Source organism: Rhodobacter sp. NSM (assembly GCF_052244495.1).
Lineage (GTDB): Bacteria > Pseudomonadota > Alphaproteobacteria > Rhodobacterales > Rhodobacteraceae > Cereibacter_A.
The window spans coordinates 1-18,950 of record NZ_JBQPXH010000001.1 but is presented as its reverse complement, the minus strand read 5'-3'; the positions used below and the strand labels follow the sequence as shown (position 1 = coordinate 18,950).

10 protein-coding genes, 1 tRNA gene and 1 pseudogene are annotated in these 18,950 nt (G+C 67.8%); 9 read left to right on the top strand and 3 right to left on the bottom strand.

What is annotated here, in order from left to right:
* Window positions 1–609: 609 nt before the first annotated feature.
* Window positions 610–1,677 carry an Mrp/NBP35 family ATP-binding protein gene (locus ACTVZP_RS00060; RefSeq protein WP_443210019.1) on the bottom strand — a complete coding sequence of 356 codons (1,068 nt, stop codon included), beginning with the start codon at window positions 1,675–1,677 and terminating at the stop codon, window positions 610–612.
* Between the two features lie 270 nt (window positions 1,678–1,947).
* On the opposite strand from ACTVZP_RS00060, the gene ACTVZP_RS00055 reads away from it, so the two are divergent.
* The gene (locus tag ACTVZP_RS00055; protein WP_443210018.1) at window positions 1,948–2,163 is read left to right on the top strand and encodes a DUF1127 domain-containing protein; all 216 of its coding nucleotides are present in this window, start codon (window positions 1,948–1,950) and stop codon (window positions 2,161–2,163) included.
* A 776-nt stretch (window positions 2,164–2,939) separates the two neighbouring features.
* Here ACTVZP_RS00055 and ACTVZP_RS00050 read toward each other — a convergent pair.
* Entirely contained in the window at window positions 2,940–5,291 is a 2,352-nt protein-coding gene (locus ACTVZP_RS00050; protein ID WP_443210017.1) for an ATP-dependent helicase, read from the bottom strand.
* Window positions 5,292–5,471: 180 nt separating this feature from the next.
* On the opposite strand from ACTVZP_RS00050, the gene ACTVZP_RS00045 reads away from it, so the two are divergent.
* From ACTVZP_RS00045 to ACTVZP_RS00010, 8 genes are all read left to right on the top strand, one after another.
* Complete coding sequence (locus ACTVZP_RS00045; protein ID WP_443210016.1) at window positions 5,472–8,936, top strand: pyruvate carboxylase; 3,465 nt, start codon at window positions 5,472–5,474, stop codon at window positions 8,934–8,936.
* A 306-nt stretch (window positions 8,937–9,242) separates the two neighbouring features.
* Window positions 9,243–9,317: transfer RNA gene (locus ACTVZP_RS00040), tRNA-Gly, on the top strand.
* A gap of 976 nt (window positions 9,318–10,293) precedes the next feature.
* Window positions 10,294–11,358: an efflux RND transporter periplasmic adaptor subunit gene (locus ACTVZP_RS00035; RefSeq protein ID WP_443210015.1), complete on the top strand. Its 1,065-nt coding sequence runs from the start codon at window positions 10,294–10,296 to the stop codon at window positions 11,356–11,358.
* 16 nt (window positions 11,359–11,374) lie between these two features.
* A complete protein-coding gene (locus tag ACTVZP_RS00030; RefSeq protein ID WP_443210014.1) occupies window positions 11,375–14,500 on the top strand; it encodes a multidrug efflux RND transporter permease subunit in 3,126 nt (1,041 codons plus the stop codon).
* Window positions 14,497–15,195 (top strand): response regulator, encoded by a 699-nt coding sequence (locus ACTVZP_RS00025; protein WP_443210013.1) that lies wholly within the window; start codon window positions 14,497–14,499, stop codon window positions 15,193–15,195. The genes ACTVZP_RS00030 and ACTVZP_RS00025 overlap by 4 nt, the downstream gene beginning before the upstream one ends.
* The gene (locus ACTVZP_RS00020; protein WP_443210012.1) at window positions 15,185–16,285 is read left to right on the top strand and encodes an ATP-binding protein; all 1,101 of its coding nucleotides are present in this window, start codon (window positions 15,185–15,187) and stop codon (window positions 16,283–16,285) included. The genes ACTVZP_RS00025 and ACTVZP_RS00020 overlap by 11 nt, the downstream gene beginning before the upstream one ends.
* Window positions 16,275–18,056, top strand: a complete 1,782-nt coding sequence (locus ACTVZP_RS00015; RefSeq protein ID WP_443210011.1) for an ABC transporter ATP-binding protein — start codon at window positions 16,275–16,277, stop codon at window positions 18,054–18,056. Before ACTVZP_RS00020 ends, ACTVZP_RS00015 begins: the two co-directional genes overlap by 11 nt.
* Before the next feature lie 195 nt (window positions 18,057–18,251).
* Complete coding sequence (locus ACTVZP_RS00010) at window positions 18,252–18,794, top strand: hypothetical protein (RefSeq protein ID WP_443210010.1); 543 nt, start codon at window positions 18,252–18,254, stop codon at window positions 18,792–18,794.
* Here ACTVZP_RS00010 and ACTVZP_RS00005 read toward each other — a convergent pair.
* Window positions 18,754–18,950: pseudogene (locus ACTVZP_RS00005) on the bottom strand (hypothetical protein); the annotation flags it as partial. The gene ACTVZP_RS00010 and the pseudogene ACTVZP_RS00005 overlap by 41 nt on opposite strands.

The window sequence follows — 18,950 nt, the reverse complement described above, 5'->3', positions numbered from 1 at the left end:
CTGTATGAGCCTGCTTTTTTCGCCTGTTCGGGGTCTGTCGCCCCAGTTCGTCTGCCCGTCTTCATCTCGTGACCTAGGGATGCCATGGGAATTCATGGGACGCAATGGTCATCTGAGGGGCGCCTCGCGCTAAGGCGGCATCTCGCCCGCCATGCAATGGTTAACAGAGCAGCCCTGCGCGCTGTGCAATCCTACATCTCGGTAGGTTTGGGTGCTTCGATCCGAAATATTGTGGAAGAGGTTAATTCCGGGGCATCCCATGAATTCCCATGGAATGACGCAGCTGCAGCCATTTTGTCACAGGCAATGTTAAATCGACCGGCCAGCCCGCACAACCGGCGCACGCGAATCACGGAAATCTGAGCGAAGTTGATTCGTCGGCACGTTGCCTGCCACGCGCGTCCCGTGAATTCCCGCCGCGCTGGCCGCAGAGAAGCTTCCACCCATGGTTTCCCACCCGGGCCGGCATCCTTGCGGAGCAATCGGTGAAAGCGGCCCCCTTTCGAAGCTCGGGGTCCTGTCCCACGGTGTTCAAGGTCGGTGCGGACACCGGGATGCGGCCGCGCTCGGACCATCAAGCACAGGGCCGCCCCGCGTCCGGCTCCGGCCTCAGGCCAGCCCGCCCTCGATCAGGCGTCGCGCGAGCGCGGCGTAGGCGTCCGACACGGCCCCCTCGCCCGCAGCCACCGGACGACCCGCGTCCCCGGCAAGCCGCACGGAGAGATCCAGCGGAAGCTCGCCCAGGAATGGCACGTCGAGGCGCCGCGCCTCTTCGGCCACGCCGCCATGGCCGAAGATGTGCTCCTCATGGCCACAGTTGGGACAGATATAGGTAGACATGTTCTCGATGAGCCCGAGCACCGGCGTCTTCAGCTTGCGGAACATGTCGAGCGCCTTGCGGGCGTCGAGAAGGGCCACGTCCTGCGGCGTCGAGACGACGATCGCGCCGGTGAGCTGGGTGCGCTGACACAGGGTCAGCTGCACGTCGCCGGTCCCCGGGGGCAGGTCGACGATCAGCACGTCGAGCTCGCCCCAGGCCACCTGACCGAGCAGTTGCTGGAGCGCCCCCATCAGCATCGGACCGCGCCAGATGACAGCCTCGTCCTCCTTCAGCATCAGCCCGAGCGACATCATCGTGACGCCGTGGGCCTGGGGGGGAAGGATCGTCTTGCCGTCGGGCGAGGCCGGGCGACGGCTCACCCCCATCATGCGCGCCTGCGACGGCCCGTAGATGTCGGCGTCGAGCAGGCCCACCCGGCGTCCCTGCCTGGCGAGCGCCACGGCGAGGTTCGACGAGACGGTGGACTTTCCCACGCCGCCCTTGCCGGAACCGATCGCGATGATCCGGTCGACGCCCGCCACCTTCTGCGGACCCGCGGGCTGCGGCGAGGGATGCTGTCCGATCTTCATGGAGGGCGCAGGCTTCGACGGCCCATGGGCCGTCATGACGGCCTGCACCCCGGCCACTCCCGGGAGATCGCGAAGAACTCGCTCGGCTTCGGCACGCACCGGCTCGAGCTCGCGCGCCGCTTCGGCGCTCGGAGCCTCGATCACGAAGCGGACCGTATCCCCTTCGACCGTCAGGGCTCGAATCAGATCCTTCGAAACGAGCGTGCCCCCGTCCGGCAGATTGATGCGGTCGAGGACCGCGAGAACGGATTCACGAGCAACCGGCATGGCCTTCTCCTTCGACCCAGGCGGGCCATTGCTTGCAGGCCCTGAACGAAAGGACAAGCCCGCGTTTGGTTGCCGCCCTGAAAGCAGGCGAAGCACCTGCAGATGCGCAGGAATCCGGCGATCTTAGCCATGCAGACGCCGCATGGCAGCATTGCCCATGCGGCGCATTGTGCAGATGCAGCAAATGGCCCATGTTTGCCCTAACAGCGCGACGGCAACGTCACGGGACGGACCGGTTCGCGCAGTCTAGACGAACCTGAGGCAGATGAAATGGCTTATGCAAACACCACCCGTATCGGGCATCACGGTCTTGGCGACCGGATCGCGGCCGTGGTGGCTTCGGTGAAACACGCGCTCGCACAGCGCCGCATCTATCGGCAGACCGTGCGGGAACTGAATTCGCTGACGACCCGCGAACTGGCCGACCTCGGCATCCATCGCTCGATGATCACCCGCATCGCGACGGAAGCCGCCTACGGTATCTGAGTTTCTTCTGCCGGGTCCCACCTCCTCCCGGGACCTTCGGCAGCAACGGCGACGCCTCTTCTCCTCCCTGGGGTCGCCGTTCCTTCTTCCGAAGCGCAAGCTTCAACGTCGTTCGAAAGGCCCCTCCTCCTCCCTGGGCCGATCGGAACCGCAGCGGCCCCGCTCCTCCTCCCTGGGGTCGCTGCACCAGATCCGGGCATCGGGCTGCTGGTCCCTTGCCCACCGGGCTTCGGCGCTGCACCTCCTCCCGCGGCGTCGATGACCAGAGCGGCGGCTCCCTCCTCCTCCCTGGAGCCGCCGCGCCCCTTCCGGGACCTCGGCGAAAGCCATGTCCCACCCCTGCTTCGGCACTGCACCTCCTCCCGCGGTGCCGATGACCCCGCGGCGGCTCCCCTCCTCCTCCCTGGAGCCGCCGCACCCTTTCCGGGACCTTGGCGAAAGCCGCGTCCCACCCCGGCTTCGGCACTGCACCTCCTCCCGCGGTGCCGATGACCCCGCGGCGGCTCCCCTCCTCCCTGGAGCCGCCGCACCTTTTCCCTGCCGGTCCTTCCCTCACCGGCGGCAGAACGAGCGGCGGCACCTTTCCGAAGGCGCCGCCGCTTGTCGTTCCAGACTGTCCATTGGCGCAGACAGAACCCGATGGCGACGGAATGATCGGGAAACCTGCGCCGGCTGTGGCAGCCCCGGCGGGTGGCCGAGCGTGGACATGCACGCGGAAAAGATAAGACGAACGCGCCTTTTGCCGAAGCAAGGGCGTTTGCCGGGACGCGACCGCTTCAGAACGGAATGTCGTCCGCCTGATGCGCCTGCACGACGAAGCGCGCCACGATCTTCTTCGGCCCGGCCTTCTCGAAATCCACGTCGAGCTTGTCGCCTTCGATCCCCGTCACGAGGCCATAGCCGAACTTCTGGTGGAACACCCGGTCGCCCTGCGAGAAAGCCGACACCGCCTCCAGATCGATCGTCACATGGCGCGCCTCGCGCGGCTGGGCCATCGGCCGGCTCGTCGCCCGGTCCTGCATCCGCTTCCAGCCGGGCGAGTTGTAGACATCCGCCCGCACCGCCCGGTCCTCGATCGAGGTCGCCATGCCCGCCGCCCCGTAGCCTCCGCCGTAGAGCCCGGGAGGCGTCAGCACCTCGACATGGGCGGGAGGAAGTTCGTCGATGAACCGCGAGGGCAGCTGGCTCTGCCACTGGCCGTAGACACGACGGTTGGCGGCGAAGGAGATGGTGCAGAGCTGCTCGGCCCGCGTGATGCCGACATAGGCCAGCCGTCGCTCCTCCTCGAGCCCCTTGAGGCCGGTCTCGTCCATCGCGCGCTGCGAGGGGAAGAGCCCGTCCTCCCAGCCCGGCAGGAAGACCACCGGAAATTCCAGTCCCTTGGCGGCATGCAGCGTCATGATCGTGACCTTGTCGACCGATTCCTCGGTCTCGTTGTCCATGATCAGCGCAACGTGCTCGAGGAAACCCTGCAGGTTCTCGAACTGCTCGAGCGCCTTGACCAGTTCCTTGAGGTTCTCGAGGCGCCCCGGCGCTTCGGGCGTCTTGTCGGCCTGCCACATCGCCGTATAGCCCGACTCGTCGAGGATCTGCTCGGCCAGGCGGATATGGTCGTGCTCGGGCCGGAGCGTCAGCGCGTGCCAGCGGTCGATGCCTTCCACGAAGGCCCGAAGCTGCCCCGCACCCTTTCCGCCGATGCCACCCCGCGCGAGCAGCCCGCGGGCGCCTTCGAGCAGCGAGACGCCCGTGCTGCGTGCCTCGCGCTGGATCTCCTGCCGGGCCTTGTCGCCGAGGCCGCGCTTGGGCTGGTTGACCACCCGCTCGAAGGCAAGATCATCCTCGGGCGAGACCGCGAGGCGGAAATAGGCCATGGCGTCGCGGATCTCGAGACGCTCGTAGAAGCGGGGGCCGCCGATCACGCGATAGGGCAGGCCGATGGTCAGGAAGCGGTCCTCGAAGGCGCGCATCTGGTGGCTGGCGCGCACGAGGATGGCCATGTCGTCGAGCCGGAAGGGGCCGAGACCGCCCCTGCCCCGCTGGCAGCTTTCGACCTCGTCGCCGATCCAGCGGGCCTCCTCCTCGCCGTCCCAGTGGCCGATGAGGCGGACCTTCTCGCCCTCCTGCCTTTCGGTCCAGAGCGTCTTGCCGAGGCGACCGGCGTTCTCGGCGATCACGCCCGAAGCGGTGGCGAGGATATGGGGGGTCGAACGATAGTTCTGCTCGAGCCGGATGACCTGCGCGCCGGGAAAGTCCTTCTCGAACCGCAGGATGTTGCCCACCTCTGCCCCGCGCCAGCCGTAGATCGACTGGTCGTCGTCGCCCACGCAGCAGATGTTGCGGTGCTGCTGCGCGAGAAGCCTCAGCCACATGTATTGTGCGACGTTCGTGTCCTGATACTCGTCCACGAGGATGTAGCGCAGCCAGCGCTGATACTGCACGAGCACGTCGGGGTGGCCCTGGAAGATCGTCAGCACATGCAGCAGCAGGTCGCCGAAATCGGTCGCGTTCAGCTCGCGCAGACGTTGCTGGTACTGGTCGTAGAGCTCGGTGCCGCGATTGTTGTAGGCCGAAGCCTCCGAGGCCGGCACCTTGGCGGGCGTCCAGGCCCGGTTCTTCCAGTGGTCGATCAGCCCCGCCAGCATCCGTGCCGGCCAGCGCTTCTCGTCGATGTTGGCCGCCACGATCAGCTGCTTCAGCAGCCGCAGCTGGTCGTCGGTGTCCAGGATGGTGAAGTTCGACTTCAGCCCCACCAGTTCGGCATGCCGGCGCAGGATCTTCACGCTGATCGAGTGGAAGGTACCCATCCAGGGCATCCCCTCGACCTGGCCCAGCATGCGGGCCACGCGGTCCTTCATCTCGCGCGCGGCCTTGTTGGTGAAGGTCACGGCCAGGATCTCGTTCGGCCGCGCCTTCCCAGCGTCGAGGAGATGAACGATTCGCGCCGTCAGCGCCTTCGTCTTGCCGGTGCCCGCCCCGGCGAGCATGAGCACCGGCCCGTCGAGCGCGAGGACAGCCGCGCGCTGAGCCGGATTCAGCTCCTCAAGATACGGTTGCGGACGCGCCGCCATGGCACGGCGGCTGAGCGGCACCGCCGCCTCGAAGGCTTCGCTTTCGTCGAACTGGCTCATGTGGCCAATCTAGCCTGCCCGCGTCATGAGTTAAAGAAGTGTTCTGCAATCGTTCGCCAGAATGGCCGATTCTTCGCCGGGATCGGTCAGAAAATCTCGCCAGATGTCGCTCTGTGCTATTGCGCCGCACCGCAGCACCACTAGAGTTCGCGCACCAGCCTGATGCCCGGAGGTAAATGCATGGCCGAGTTCCGAAAGATCCTCATTGCCAACCGGGGCGAGATCGCGATCCGGGTGATGCGCGCCGCGAACGAGATGGGCAAGAAGACCGTGGCCGTCTATGCGGAAGAGGACAAGCTTTCGCTCCACCGTTTCAAGGCCGACGAGGCCTACCGGATCGGCGAGGGCCTGTCGCCGGTCGGCGCCTATCTGTCGATCCCCGAGATCATCCGCGTGGCCAGGATGGCAGGTGCCGACGCCATCCACCCGGGCTACGGCCTCCTGTCCGAGAACCCCGATTTCGTCGAGGCCTGCGACGCGGCCGGCATCACCTTCATCGGCCCGAAGGCCGAGACAATGCGCGCGCTCGGAGACAAGGCCAGCGCACGACGGGTCGCAATGGCCGCGGGCGTGCCGGTCATTCCGGCGACCGAGGTGCTGGGCGAGGACATGGAGGAGATCAAGCGTCAGGCGGCCGAGATCGGCTATCCGCTGATGCTGAAGGCCTCGTGGGGCGGCGGCGGGCGGGGCATGCGCCCCATCTCGTCCGAGGCGGAACTGGCCGACAAGGTGCGCGAGGGGCGCCGCGAGGCCGAGGCCGCCTTCGGCAACGGCGAGGGCTATCTCGAGAAGATGATCCAGCGCGCGCGCCACGTCGAGGTGCAGATCCTCGGCGACAGGTATGGGCAGATCTACCACCTCTTCGAGCGCGACTGCACCGTCCAGCGCCGCAACCAGAAGGTCGTCGAACGCGCGCCCGCGCCCTACCTCACCGAGGAGCAGCGCGCCGAGATCTGCGAACTCGGCCGCAGGATCTGCGCCCATGTGAACTACGAATGCGCCGGCACCGTCGAGTTCCTGATGGACATGGACTCGGAGAAATTCTATTTCATCGAGGTGAATCCGCGGGTTCAGGTCGAACATACCGTCACCGAGGAAGTGACGGGCATCGACATCGTGCAGTCGCAGATCCGCATCGCCGAAGGCGCGACGCTCGCCGAGGCCACCGGCTGCCCGAGCCAGGATGACATCAAGCTCTCGGGCCATGCGCTTCAGTGCCGGGTCACGACCGAGGACCCGCAAAACAATTTCATCCCCGACTATGGCCGCCTCACCGCCTACCGCTCGGCCACCGGCATGGGCATCCGGCTCGACGGCGGCACGGCCTATGCGGGGGGCGTCATCACCCGGTATTACGACTCGCTCCTCGTGAAGGTGACGGCCTGGGCCCCCACACCCGAGAAGGCCATCGCCCGCATGGACCGCGCGCTGCGCGAGTTCCGCATCCGGGGCGTGGCGACCAACATCGCCTTCGTCGAAAACCTGCTCAAGCATCCGAGCTTCCTCGACTATTCCTACACGACGAAGTTCATCGACACGACGCCGGAGCTGTTCAACTTCAAGCCGCGCCGCGACCGGGCAACGAAGATCCTCACCTATATCGCCGACATCACGGTGAACGGGCATCCCGAGACGGCCAGCCGCGCCCGCCCCCCGGCGGACCTGAAGGACCCGAAGGCACCCGAACCGAAGGGCGCCCCGCAGCCCGGCACACGCAACCTGCTCGAAGAGAAGGGGCCGCGGGCCGTCGCGGAATGGATGGCCGCACAGGACCGTGTGCTCATTACCGACACCACCATGCGGGACGGCCACCAGAGCCTGCTCGCCACGCGGATGCGCTCGATCGACATGATCAAGGTCACGCCCGCCTATGCCGCGAACCTCGGCGGGCTGTTCTCGGTCGAGTGCTGGGGTGGCGCCACCTTCGACGTGGCCTATCGCTTCCTGCAGGAATGCCCCTGGCAGCGCCTGCGCGACATCCGCGAGCGGCTGCCCAACGTCATGACGCAGATGCTGCTGCGCGCCTCGAACGGCGTGGGCTACACCAACTATCCCGACAACGTTGTGCAGGAATTCGTGCGCCAGGCCGCCGAGACGGGCGTGGACGTGTTCCGCGTCTTCGACAGCCTGAACTGGGTCGAGAACATGCGCGTCGCCATGGATGCGGTGATCGAGGCGAACAAGATCTGCGAGGGCACGATCTGCTACACCGGCGACCTGCTCGATCCCGACCGGGCCAAGTACGATCTGAACTATTACGTCAGCATGGGCCGCGCGCTGCGCGAGGCGGGCGCGCATGTGCTGGGACTTAAGGACATGGCGGGGCTGCTCAAGCCCGCCGCCGCCCGCGTGCTGATCAAGGCGCTGAAGGAGGAGGTGGGCCTGCCGATCCACTTCCACACCCACGACACGAGCGGCATCGCCGGGGCGACCGTGCTTGCGGCCTGCGAGGCGGGCGTGGATGCCGTGGATGCGGCGATGGACGCCTTCTCGGGCGGCACCTCGCAGCCCTGCCTCGGCTCGATCGTCGAGGCGCTGAAGCACACGGACCGCGACACCGGCCTCGACATCGCCGCGATCCGCGAGATCTCGGACTATTGGGAGGCCGTCCGCCAGCAGTATTGCGCCTTCGAATCCGGCCTGCCCTCGCCGGCCTCCGAAGTCTACCTGCACGAGATGCCCGGCGGCCAGTTCACCAACCTCAAGGCTCAGGCGCGCTCGATGGGCCTCGAGGAGCGGTGGCACGAGGTGGCGCAGGCCTATGCCGATGCCAACCACATGTTCGGCGACATCGTGAAGGTCACGCCCTCGTCGAAGGTGGTGGGCGACATGGCGCTGATGATGGTGGCGCAGGGCCTGACGCGCGAGGAAGTCGAGGATCCGGACGTGGATGTGAGCTTCCCGGACTCGGTGGTCGACATGCTCAAGGGCAACCTCGGGCAGCCTCACGGCGGCTGGCCCGAGCCGATCCTGAAGAAGGTGCTGAAGGGCGAGAAACCCGCGACCGAGCGTCCGGGTGCACATCTGCCGCCAGTCGACATCGAGGCCGCGCGCGAGAAGCTGCTCTCCGAGATCAAGCAGGGCGACGACGATCCGCTCGACACCGCCGTCGATGCCGAGGATCTGAATGGCTACCTGATGTATCCCAAGGTCTTCACCGACTACCGCGCGCGCCACAAGATCTACGGCCCCGTGCGGACGCTGCCGACGCGGACCTTCTTCTACGGCATGGAGCCGGGCGAGGAAATCTCGGCCGAGATCGACCCGGGAAAGACGCTGGAGATCCGGCTCTCGGCCGTGGGAGAGACCTCGGACGAGGGCGATGCCAAGGTGTTCTTCGAACTGAACGGCCAGCCGCGTGTGATCCGCGTGGCGAACCGAGCGGTGAAGGCCAAGTCGGCGGCCCGACCCAAGGCGCAGGACGGCAATCCCGCGCATGTCGGTGCGCCAATGCCCGGATCCGTCGCCTCTGTTGCCGTGTCCCTCGGCCAGAAGGTGAAGCCCGGCGACCTGCTGCTGACCATCGAGGCGATGAAGATGGAAACCGGCCTGCATGCTGACCGGGCGGCAACGGTCAAGGCGCTGCACGTCGCGCCGGGGGCGCAGATCGAGGCGAAGGACCTTCTCGTCGAACTCGAGGAATAGGCTTGGCAGAGCCCGCTCCTTCTGCCGCGAGGGACGATCCGGAGCCGGCTCCGGGTCTCCCCCCGGCTCCTGTCCAGCAATCAGCGCAGCTTGCCGACGGCTGCGGCGCGCCCCGCTGGATGCTGCTTCGGCCCATCCCGACAAGGAGCAGTCCGCCGGGGCCGGACCACGGTGGCCGTCCGGCCAGACCGCAATCTGCCGTCACGGAGAACAGCAGTCTCGGCACCTCAAGGTTTTTTTCCCGAGCTTCATTTTTCCTCTTGCAGCCGGCCCGCGCTGTTTATAGATCACCGTTCACCCAAGGACGCGGGCGTAGCTCAGGGGTAGAGCATTACCTTGCCAAGGTAAGGGTCGTGAGTTCGAATCTCATCGCCCGCTCCATAATATCAAGGGGTTAGGCGGCACCTCCAGGAAGCCGCCAATACGCAGGAAGCACATAGGAAGCAGCAGCGCTTCCGGTTGCCCCTCCGCCGCCCTTGATGACGGTCATTCGGACAGGACCTGTTCAGTCCCTCGCGCCTCGGTCCGATGGGGATGCTCTTGCCGCGATGTTGCGCGCGAGACTACACCGCCGGTTTCCGCCCCCCTCTGGCAAATTCGATTACCGCCCCGGCCCTTGACCGGGTTGCCGAAGCAGCCATCATCGCGAACGGTCTTCCGGTCGTGGCAGGGTGTGCACATCCGCGCCCGGTTCGACCGCTGCCAGAACAGCTTCTGGTCGCCCTTGTGAGAAACGACGTGATCCACGACGGTCGCGGTCGCACCGCAGGAGCAGCAGGGTGCAGCTTCAGGAACTCGGCCCGCACCTTCTTCGCCCACTTGCCTGACGCCCACTCGGCGATAAGCAAGCAGGCGCTGGAGTCACCCGCAATCAAGAGAGACCTGAAGGATGCCGTCATGGGTCACGGCCGCCTCTATGAGGCTCTGCGTGAGCGAGCCGCGTGAGGTATTGTCATTGGAGAGGCAGTCGCCACAACCGTCGGCCGACGCAGAGGGCGGGGAGCGGTCCGCCGCGGGGGCAGAATCGCATCCGCTACAATCCACGATAGCAGCCGCCCACTCGCACGCCGGCAAGCGTGTTGAGGCGCAAGTTGCATCTTCAGCAATCTGCGAAAACCGGACGCTCACGCTAACGAAGGGAACGGAGACGAACCGCATCGAACGCGTGCCGCCAGTTCTCGCACCTCCACGAAACCTCCATGGAACCTGCGCGGTTCGTCGATAGTGGCATGTCATCGGGCGCGTCAGACCCAACCCGCGGAGTCCCGAGATGCCATGCCTGCCAATTCCAAGGCTACTTCTGATCTGTTGCCTTGCTGCCTCGCCAACCGTCGCGTCCGCCGTCGACGCCTCGGCCGTGACAGAGCGGACGGACGATCGGCCGGTCGAACTGACGCTCGTTACGCTGATGCCCGAACGGGTCGTTGTTTCCGACATGTTCGCTGGGCGCGTGGCGGCGTGGCGGCGGGTGGAGATCCGGCCGCAGGTGGGCGGGATCATCCTTGAGCGTCCGGTTGACGAGGGGATGCGGGTCGCGGCCGGAGACGTGCTGTTCCGCATCGACCCCGCGCCGCTGAAGGCCGATCTCGCGACCGCCGAGGCGGGGCTTGCCCGCGCCGGGGCCGCGGAGGCCCATGCACGGCGCGGTATGGAACGGTCGGACGCGCTCATGGCGAAAAACGCCACCAGCGGCGAGAAGAACGACGCCGCCCGCAACGATCTGGCGCTGGCCGAGGCGAACCGCGCCGAAGCGCAGGCCATCGTCGATCGCCGCCGGCTGGATCTGGAATTTGCCACTCTTCGCGCGCCGATTGCGGGCCATGTCGCGGGCGGGCTGGCCGATGTCGGGGGACTGGCGGCGCCGGGCGCCGAGCGGGCGCTGGCGGTGATCCAGGATCTGGACCGCGTCCATGTCGATCTGCGCCTGCCTGCGGAGCGGCTGGATGCCATCCGGACCGCCGCCGCGGAGGGGCTGGGTGGGGTCGAAATCCTGACCGATGGAGACCGGCCCCATGCGCGGTCGGGACAGCTGAAATTCCTGGATGTGATCGTCGATCCGGGCACCGGCACCGTCTCGGTCAGGGTGGAGGTCGAGAACCCCGGCCTTGCCCTTCTGCCCGGCATGTATGTCCGCGCACGGCTGCCGCGGGACGCGCTGCCCGAGGCGCTGCTTGTCCCCGAGGACGCCATTCTGCGCGACGGCGCGGGCCGGGCGCAGGTCGTGGTCGTGTCCGGCGATGGCCGCGCCGCGCGCCGCCCCGTGACGCTGGGCGACAGGATCGGCGGGCGCGTGGTCGTCGCATCCGGCCTGAGCGCGGGCGAGGCCATCGCCATTCGCGGGCAGGACCGGGTGGCCGATGGCGCGCCGGTTCCCGTCGTTGCCGCCCCTGCCGACGCAGCCGCCGCATCCGTGAACAACTGAAGCCCGAGTCGATCCCATGCCCCGTTTCTTCATCGACCGCCCGGTCTTTGCCGTCGTCATCGCGATCTTCATCGCTCTGGCTGGGCTTGTCGCCATTCCGCAGCTTCCGGTGGCGCGCTTCCCCGACGTCGCGCCCCCCAGCATCAGCGTCTTCGCCACCTATGCCGGCGCGGATGCCCAGACCGTCAACGACAGCGTGGTCCGCCCGATCGAGAAGGAACTCTCCAGCGTGCGGAACGTGCTTTATGTCGAATCCACCGTGGATTCGACCGGTGGCGCGACTGTCTTCGTGACTTTCAGGCCCGGCACCGATCCCGAGATGGCGCAGGTCGATGTCCAGAACCGGCTGAAGAACGCCGAGGCCCTGCTGCCCGAGCCGGTGCGCCGCGCGGGTATCGGCGTCGAGGCGGCCGAGTCCGGTTTCCTGATGGTGATCACGCTGAAATCGCGCGAGGGCGCGACGGACGAGCTTCGCCTTGGGGAATACCTGACGCGCAATCTTGCCGAAGAGCTGAAGCGCATTCCCGGTGTGGGCCGGGTGCAGCCCTTCGGGTCCGACCGCGCGATGCGGGTCTGGGTCGATCCGGCGAAGCTGGCGGCCTACGGGCTGACCATGGCCGACGTGACCGAGGCCATCGCGCGCGACAACGCGCCCACGACGCCGGGCCGTGTCGGCGACGAGCCGACGGTGCCCGGCACGCGCCTGTCGACGCCGCTGATCCTGCGCGGCCAGCTGACGACCCCCGAGGCTTTCGCCGCCATCCCGCTGCGCGCAGGGGCCGACGGGTCACGGTTGGTGCTGGGCGACGTGGCGCGGGTGGAGTCGGGCGCGCAGACGCTCGCCTTCGCCGTCAGCAGCAACGGCAAGCCCGCCGCCGCCGCCGCGATCCAGATGTCGCCCGGCGCCAATGCCGTGCGCACTGCCGCCGCCATCGAGGCGCGGCTGGCCGAGCTGCGCCCCGCGCTGCCCGGCGACATGGAGCTCACGATCTCCTACAACACCGCGCCCTTCGTGAAGGTGTCGATCTCCAAGGTGATCAGCACCCTGATCGAGGCCATGGTGCTGGTCTTCTTCGTGATGCTCCTGTTCCTGCAGAACCTGCGCTGCACGCTGATCCCGACCCTGGTGGCGCCAATCGCGCTCCTGGGCACCTTCGCCGTCATGGCCGTCGCGGGCTATTCGATCAACGTGCTGACCATGTTCGGCATGGTGCTCGCCATCGGCATCATCGTCGACGATGCCATCGTCGTGGTCGAGAACGTCGAGCGGATCATGACGCGGCAGGGTCTCACGCCCCGCGCCGCCACCCGGCAGGCCATGCAGGAGATCTCGGGCGCCATCGTGGGCATCACGCTGGTTCTTGCGGCCGTCTTCATCCCGATGGGACTGGCGGGCGGATCGGTGGGCGCGATCTACCGGCAGTTCACGCTGTCGATGGCGGTCTCGATCCTGCTGTCGGCGTTTCTGGCGCTGACGCTGACGCCCGCGCTCTGCGCGACGCTCCTGAAACCCGGCGCCGGTCCCGCCACGCGGGGGTTCTTCGGCGGGTTCAACCGCCGATTCGAGGCGCTGAGCGCGCGTTACACCGGCTGGGTCGGCCGGGGGCTGCGGCGGGGCGGGCGGCTGCTGGTGCTTTATGCGGCGCTGCTGGCGCTGCTGGCCGTGGGCTACCTGCGCCTGCCGACCGGCTTCGTGCCCGAAGAGGATCAGGGCAACTTCATGGCTGCCATCGAACTGCCTGCCGGGGCCACGGCCGAGCGCACGCGCGCCATCGTGGCCGCCTACGAGGCCTACACCGCCACCCGGCCCGATATCGTCGAAAACACGGTGATCCTCGGCTTCGGCTTCTCGGGCTCGGGCCCCAACGCCGCGCAGGCCTTCACCAGCCTCAAGGACTGGAGCGAGCGCAGCTCGACCGTCGACGACGAGATTGCCGCGGCCGAAACGGCGATGGCGGATGTGCCCGAAGGCACGGTCATGATCATGAAGCCGCCGGCGATCGAGTCGCTCGGCACGACCTCGGGCTTTTCGCTGCGGCTGGAAGACCGCGCCAACGCCGGCCCCGCCGCGCTGAAGGCCGCCGAAGACCGGCTGATCGCGCTGGCGGCAGAGAGCCCGCTTCTGACCGACGTGATGTCAGAAGGGCTGCCGGACGGCCCCAGCATCGAGTTGCAGCTCGACCGGCCGAAGGCGCAGGCGCTTGGCCTGTCCTTCAGCGCCATCAACGACACGATCGCGACCGCGGTCGGCTCGGGCTATGTCAACGACTTCCCGAACCAGGGTCGGCTGCAACAGGTGATCGTGCAGGCCGACGCACCGGCCCGGATGCATGTCGAGGATGTGCTGCGCCTTGAAGTGCGCAACGCCGAGGGCGGCATGGTGCCGCTCTCCGAGGTGGTGACGCCGGTCTGGACCTCCGCCCCGCTGCAGCTGGAGCGCTACAACGGCTATCCCGCGGCCCGCATCTCGGGCTCGGCCGCGCCGGGCGCATCGAGCGGCGCCGCGATGGCCGAGATGGAGCGACTGGCGCAGGCGTTGCCGCAGGGCTTTGCGCTGGAATGGACGGGACAGTCCCTGCAGGAGAAGCAGTCGGCCGGGCAGGCGCCGATGCTGCTGGCCGCGTCGATGCTGGTGGTGTTTCTGGTGCTGGCCGCCCTTTACGAAAGCTGGTCGATCCCGCTGGCGGTGCTGCTGGTGGTGCCGCTGGGCGTGCTGGGCGCGGTGCTGGCGGTACTGGCGCGCGGCGGCGAGAACGACGTGTTCTTCAAGGTGGGCCTCGTCACCATCATCGGGCTTTCGGCCAAGAACGCCATCCTTATGATCGAGTTCGCGCGCCACCTGCGCGGCCAGGGCCTGGGGCCGCATCGCGCGATCCTGCGCGCCGCGCGCCTTCGGCTGCGGCCGATCCTGATGACGTCGCTTGCCTTCATCCTCGGCGTGGTGCCGCTGATGCTGGCGCGCGGCGCCGGGTCCGAGATCCAGAACGCCATCGGCACCGGCGTCTTCGGCGGCATGGTCTCGGCCACCGTGCTGGCGATCTTCTTCATCCCCGTGCTCTATGTCACGGTCAGCCGGTTCGGCCGGGGCGCTTCCGCGCTGCCCGGCCTGCCCGCCCATCCCGTCCGGACCCTGAAGCCATGACCAACGCCCTGATCCTGATCATCGAAGACGAACCCGAGATCGCCGAGATCCTCGAAACCTATTTCGCGCGCGAGGGGTTCCGCGTGATCTGCGCGGGTGACGGCCCCACGGGGCTTGCGCATCACCAGCGGCTGCGGCCCGATCTGGTGGTGCTCGACATCAGGCTGCCGGGCGTCGATGGCTACGAGGTGCTGGCCGCGATCCGGCGCCGGGGCGAGACGCCGGTGATCATGGTCACCGCGCTGGCCGAGGATCTGGACAAGCTGCAGGCGCTGCGCATCGGCGCGGACGATTACGTGGTCAAGCCCTTCAACCCGCTGGAGGTGGTGGCCCGCGCGCGGGCGGTGCTGCGCCGCACCCTTGGGCGGGGGCCCGAGACCCTGCTCCGCCTCGGGCCGCTGACCGTCGATCCGCAGGCCCACCGCGCGGTGATCGAGGCCGGCCGGGGTCCGGTCACGCTGGACCTGACGCCGACCGAGTTCCGCATTCTCGCGCATATGGCCGCGGCGCCGGGGCGGGCGTTCGCGCGCGCGGATCTCGTCGACGCCTGCCTGCCCGAAAGCGAGGCGCTGGACCGCACCGTGGACAGCCACGTGAGCAACCTGCGCCGCAAGCTGGCCGCGGCGGGGGCCGAAGGCCTGCTGAGCGGCGTGCGCGGCGTGGGCTACCGGCTGGAGGCGTCCCATGTCCGGTAGACCGGGCGGAAGCCTCAACTCCCGCATCACCCTCGCGATGATCGGGCTGACGCTCACGGCCTTTGCGGTCGTCTACGTCGGGATGATGGCGTATTTCTTCGTCGTCTACGAATGGCTCTATCCTGATGCCGCTGCCGACGACAGCTGGCGGCTGGGCGATACGGTCATGGTCGGGCTCGTGCTGGGCTTCGGGCTCATGACGGCCTCGCTCATCGGCTGGCGGCTGGCGCGACGGATCATCGCGCCGCTCAAGACGGTCGCCGCCGCGGCGCGCCGGATCGCCACCGGCGACTTCTCGGCGCGGGCTGGCCTGCCCCCCGGCAGCTTCGGCGAGGCGCGGGATCTGGTCACCGACTTCAACCGGATGGCCGAGCGCCTGCAACAGGCCGAGGCCGAGCTTGCCTATTCCAACTCGGCCATCGCGCATGAATTGCGTACGCCGCTGACCATCCTGCGCGGGCGGCTGCAGGGGCTGCTTGACGGTGTGTTCGAGCCCGGCCCGCAGCTTTACCGGCGGCTGATCGCGCATGTCGACGACCTGTCCGGCATCGTCGAGGAGCTGCGCACGCTCGCGCTGAGCAACGCGGGCCAGCTGGATCTGGCCTTTACACCGGTCGATCTGGCCGACGAGGCCGCGGCCGCACTGACCGCGCTGGAAGCCGAACTGGCCGCGGCGGGCATCACGGTCACCCGCAGTCTCGACCCGGCTGCCACGCTTGCCGACCGGGCGCGGCTGAGGCAGGCCTTCGTCGCGGTGCTGGAAAACGCCTGCCGCTACGCGCCGCGCGCCCCGGTTCATGTGCAGACCGGCATCGACGGCACCGATGTGGTCTTTCGCTGCACCGACGGCGGTCCGGGCCTGTCCGAGGAAGGCCGCGCCCGCGCCTTCGACCGGTTCTGGCGCGCAGACGACTCGCGCGGGCGCAGCCTTGGCGGCTCGGGTCTGGGCCTGCCCATCGTGCGCGCCATCGCCCGCGCCCATGGCGGCGAGACGCTGATCCTGGCCTCCGACACGCCCGGCCTTGCCGTCGAGATCCGCCTGCCCAGCCGCCCATCTCCCCTATCAGCCCGAGATCCCCATGTCCGATGATCCCGACGACAGCGCAGGCTACGACGATCTCGCCGCGCGCCACGTGTCCGTGCACCGCGTGCTCGCGCTGTTTGCCCCCTATCGTCTCCGGATTGCCGGGGTGGCGGCGCTGATGATCCTCGCCTCGGCCATCGGGCTGGCAGGTCCCTTCCTGCTGCGTGCCGTGATCGACGTGGCGCTGCCGCAGAACGATCTGGCGCTGCTGGTCCGGCTGGTGGCGGGAATGGTCGCGGTGGCGCTGGCCGCCGCCGCGGTAGGGGCGCTGCAGGTGGTGCTGACCTCGCGCATCGGGCAGGCGATCCTGCACGACCTGCGGGTCAGGCTCTATGCCCACTTGCAAAGCCTGTCGCTGGGCTTTTTCGCCGGCACCCGGACCGGCGAGGTGCAGTCGCGCATCGCAGGCGACATCTCGGGGTTGCAATCGCTGATGACCGAGACCGCCAGCGACCTCGGCCGCGCGCTGAGCGCCGTGGCGATGACCGCCGTCGCCATCGTGGTCCTCGACTGGCGGCTGGCCTTGTTCGTGCTGCTGATCGTGCCGGGAACGGTGCTGATCAGCCACCGCGTCGCCCATCTGCGCGAGACGCTGACCTGGCAGCGGCAGGCCCGCGCCGCCGACCTGTCGGCGGTGGTGCAGGAAACCCTGTCGGTCCCGGGCGTCATCCTGGCCCGCACCATGGGGCGCGGCCCGCATCTGACGCAGCGCTTCACCCGCATCTCGACCGATCTGGCGCGGCTCGAGGTGCGCTCGCACACGGCCGGCGAGTGGCAGTGGATGCTGATCGGCTTCGCGCTGGCGGTTCTTCCCGCGATGACGCTGCTCGCCGGCGGGCTGCTCATGCGCACCGACGATCCGGCCAGCATCGGCACGCTGGTCGCGATGATCGCCCTGCAGGAGCAACTCCTGTGGCCGTTCGAGCAACTGCTCGAGATCGGCCGCGACATGCGCAAGGCGCGTGCGCTCTTCGCCCGCATCTTCGAATATCTCGACAGGCCCGTCGAAATCACCGAGCGCGCGGATCCGGTCATCCTGCCGCGCACCGGAATGCGGGGCGAGGTCCAGCTCGATCGCGTCAGTTTCGCCTATGCCCCAAGCGGCCGCCCCGCCGTTCACGACGTCAGCCTGACCATCCCGGCCGGCAGCCACATAGCCATCGTGGGGCCAACGGGCTCGGGCAAGACGACGCTCGGCTATCTTCTGGCGAGGCTTTACGACGTCGACGGCGGCGCGATCCGCTTCGACGGCGTGGACCTGCGCGACCTGAGCTTCAACACGCTGGCGCAGATGCTGGGCGTGGTCTCGCAGGAGCCGTATCTTCTCCACGCCTCGGTGGCCGAGAACCTGCGCTTTGCCAGGCCCGAGGCGTCCGAAGCCGACCTGATCGCCGCCGCACGGGTGGCCCAGATTCACGATCATGTGGTGGCGCTCCCCGACGGCTACGACACTCTGGTTGGCGAGGGCGGCCATCGGTTCTCGGGCGGCGAGAAGCAGCGGCTGGCGCTGGCCCGGACCATTCTGCGCGATCCGCCGATCCTGCTGCTCGACGAGGCGACGAGTGCCCTGGACACGCGCACCGAATGTGCCATGTCGCTGGCGCTCGACGAGTTGTCGAAGGGACGAACGACGATCACGATCGCGCATCGTCTCTCGACCGTCCGGCGCGCCGACCGGATCATCGTGATGCAGTCCGGGCATGTGATCCAAGAAGGCACCCACGATGAACTGGCCGATCAGCCCGGGCTCTACGCAAGCCTTCTGCGCGAGGGGTGAGCAACCTGGGGCGTGGCGCTCATCTCATGGTCGCTCGGAAGGTGTCGCGAACTAAGGCGCGTGTGGACGAAGTGATCGGACAGATCCGGAGCGCGCACGGGCCGCGCCGTGCGCGTCTCTCTGCGAGCCCTCGACCTTCATTGCCACGACCTGCGCGAATGGCCGCTTGCCGCAGACCGCTCAAGACGCGGCTTCTTGGCCGACCGGCGGCTCAGGGTCGGGCGCGACGGTTTGTTGCGCTTGGTTCGCCGGACGGGGGAGGCCGCTGTGCCCTCCGCCCGGTCCGCCGCGCCCTGGAACAAGGGGCGCATCGTCGGTCAGAAGCGGCCGCTTCTGCTGAAACATGTCTGGTCGATCCGCGTCCGGCTCGAGATGGCCGACAACAAGCGGGACCTCGCGCTCTTCAACATGGCCATCGACTGCAAGCTGCGAGGCCGCATTCTTGTCCGCCTGACGGTCAACGACGTCTACGCCGCTGGCCGCGTCAAGGAGCGTGCCTCGGTGACGCAGGGCAAGACGCGCAAGCCGGTTCGGTTCGAGATAACCGAGACCACCCGCTTGTTGCTAGATCGGTGGATCAACGACCCCGAGATGATCGGCTGCGAGTACCTTTGGCCCACCCGGCTCCATATCAGCCGGCACCGGCTCTGTTGCACAAATCGGTTGAAGGGCAGAGTTCCCCTTTTCACGGACAGACTTATCCTGCGACCTCTGTCATGGGTGTGCCGAGCGCGGTGAAGCCGTTGAGCAATGAGCCATGTCGCGCCACTGGTCCGAGCGACCATGGCGAATGACATGAACCTGGAACTCGGCGACCTGGCGGTCGAAGTCTCTGGCGGACAGTCGCTGGCCCAACAGCTTGACGCAGTGCATCTTCGTCTCTGCGCGGCTTCG

Bases quoted from the DNA above. Each gene is read 5' to 3' on its own strand.
- ACTVZP_RS00060 (WP_443210019.1), bottom strand. From the start codon at position 1,677: ATGCCGGTTGCTCGTGAATCCGTTCTCGCGGTCCTCGACCGCATCAAT.
- ACTVZP_RS00055 (WP_443210018.1), top strand. From the start codon at position 1,948: ATGGCTTATGCAAACACCACCCGTATCGGGCATCACGGTCTTGGCGAC.
- ACTVZP_RS00050 (WP_443210017.1), bottom strand. From the start codon at position 5,291: ATGAGCCAGTTCGACGAAAGCGAAGCCTTCGAGGCGGCGGTGCCGCTC.
- ACTVZP_RS00045 (WP_443210016.1), top strand. From the start codon at position 5,472: ATGGCCGAGTTCCGAAAGATCCTCATTGCCAACCGGGGCGAGATCGCG.
- ACTVZP_RS00030 (WP_443210014.1), top strand. From the start codon at position 11,375: ATGCCCCGTTTCTTCATCGACCGCCCGGTCTTTGCCGTCGTCATCGCG.
- ACTVZP_RS00025 (WP_443210013.1), top strand. From the start codon at position 14,497: ATGACCAACGCCCTGATCCTGATCATCGAAGACGAACCCGAGATCGCC.
- ACTVZP_RS00020 (WP_443210012.1), top strand. From the start codon at position 15,185: ATGTCCGGTAGACCGGGCGGAAGCCTCAACTCCCGCATCACCCTCGCG.
- ACTVZP_RS00015 (WP_443210011.1), top strand. From the start codon at position 16,275: ATGTCCGATGATCCCGACGACAGCGCAGGCTACGACGATCTCGCCGCG.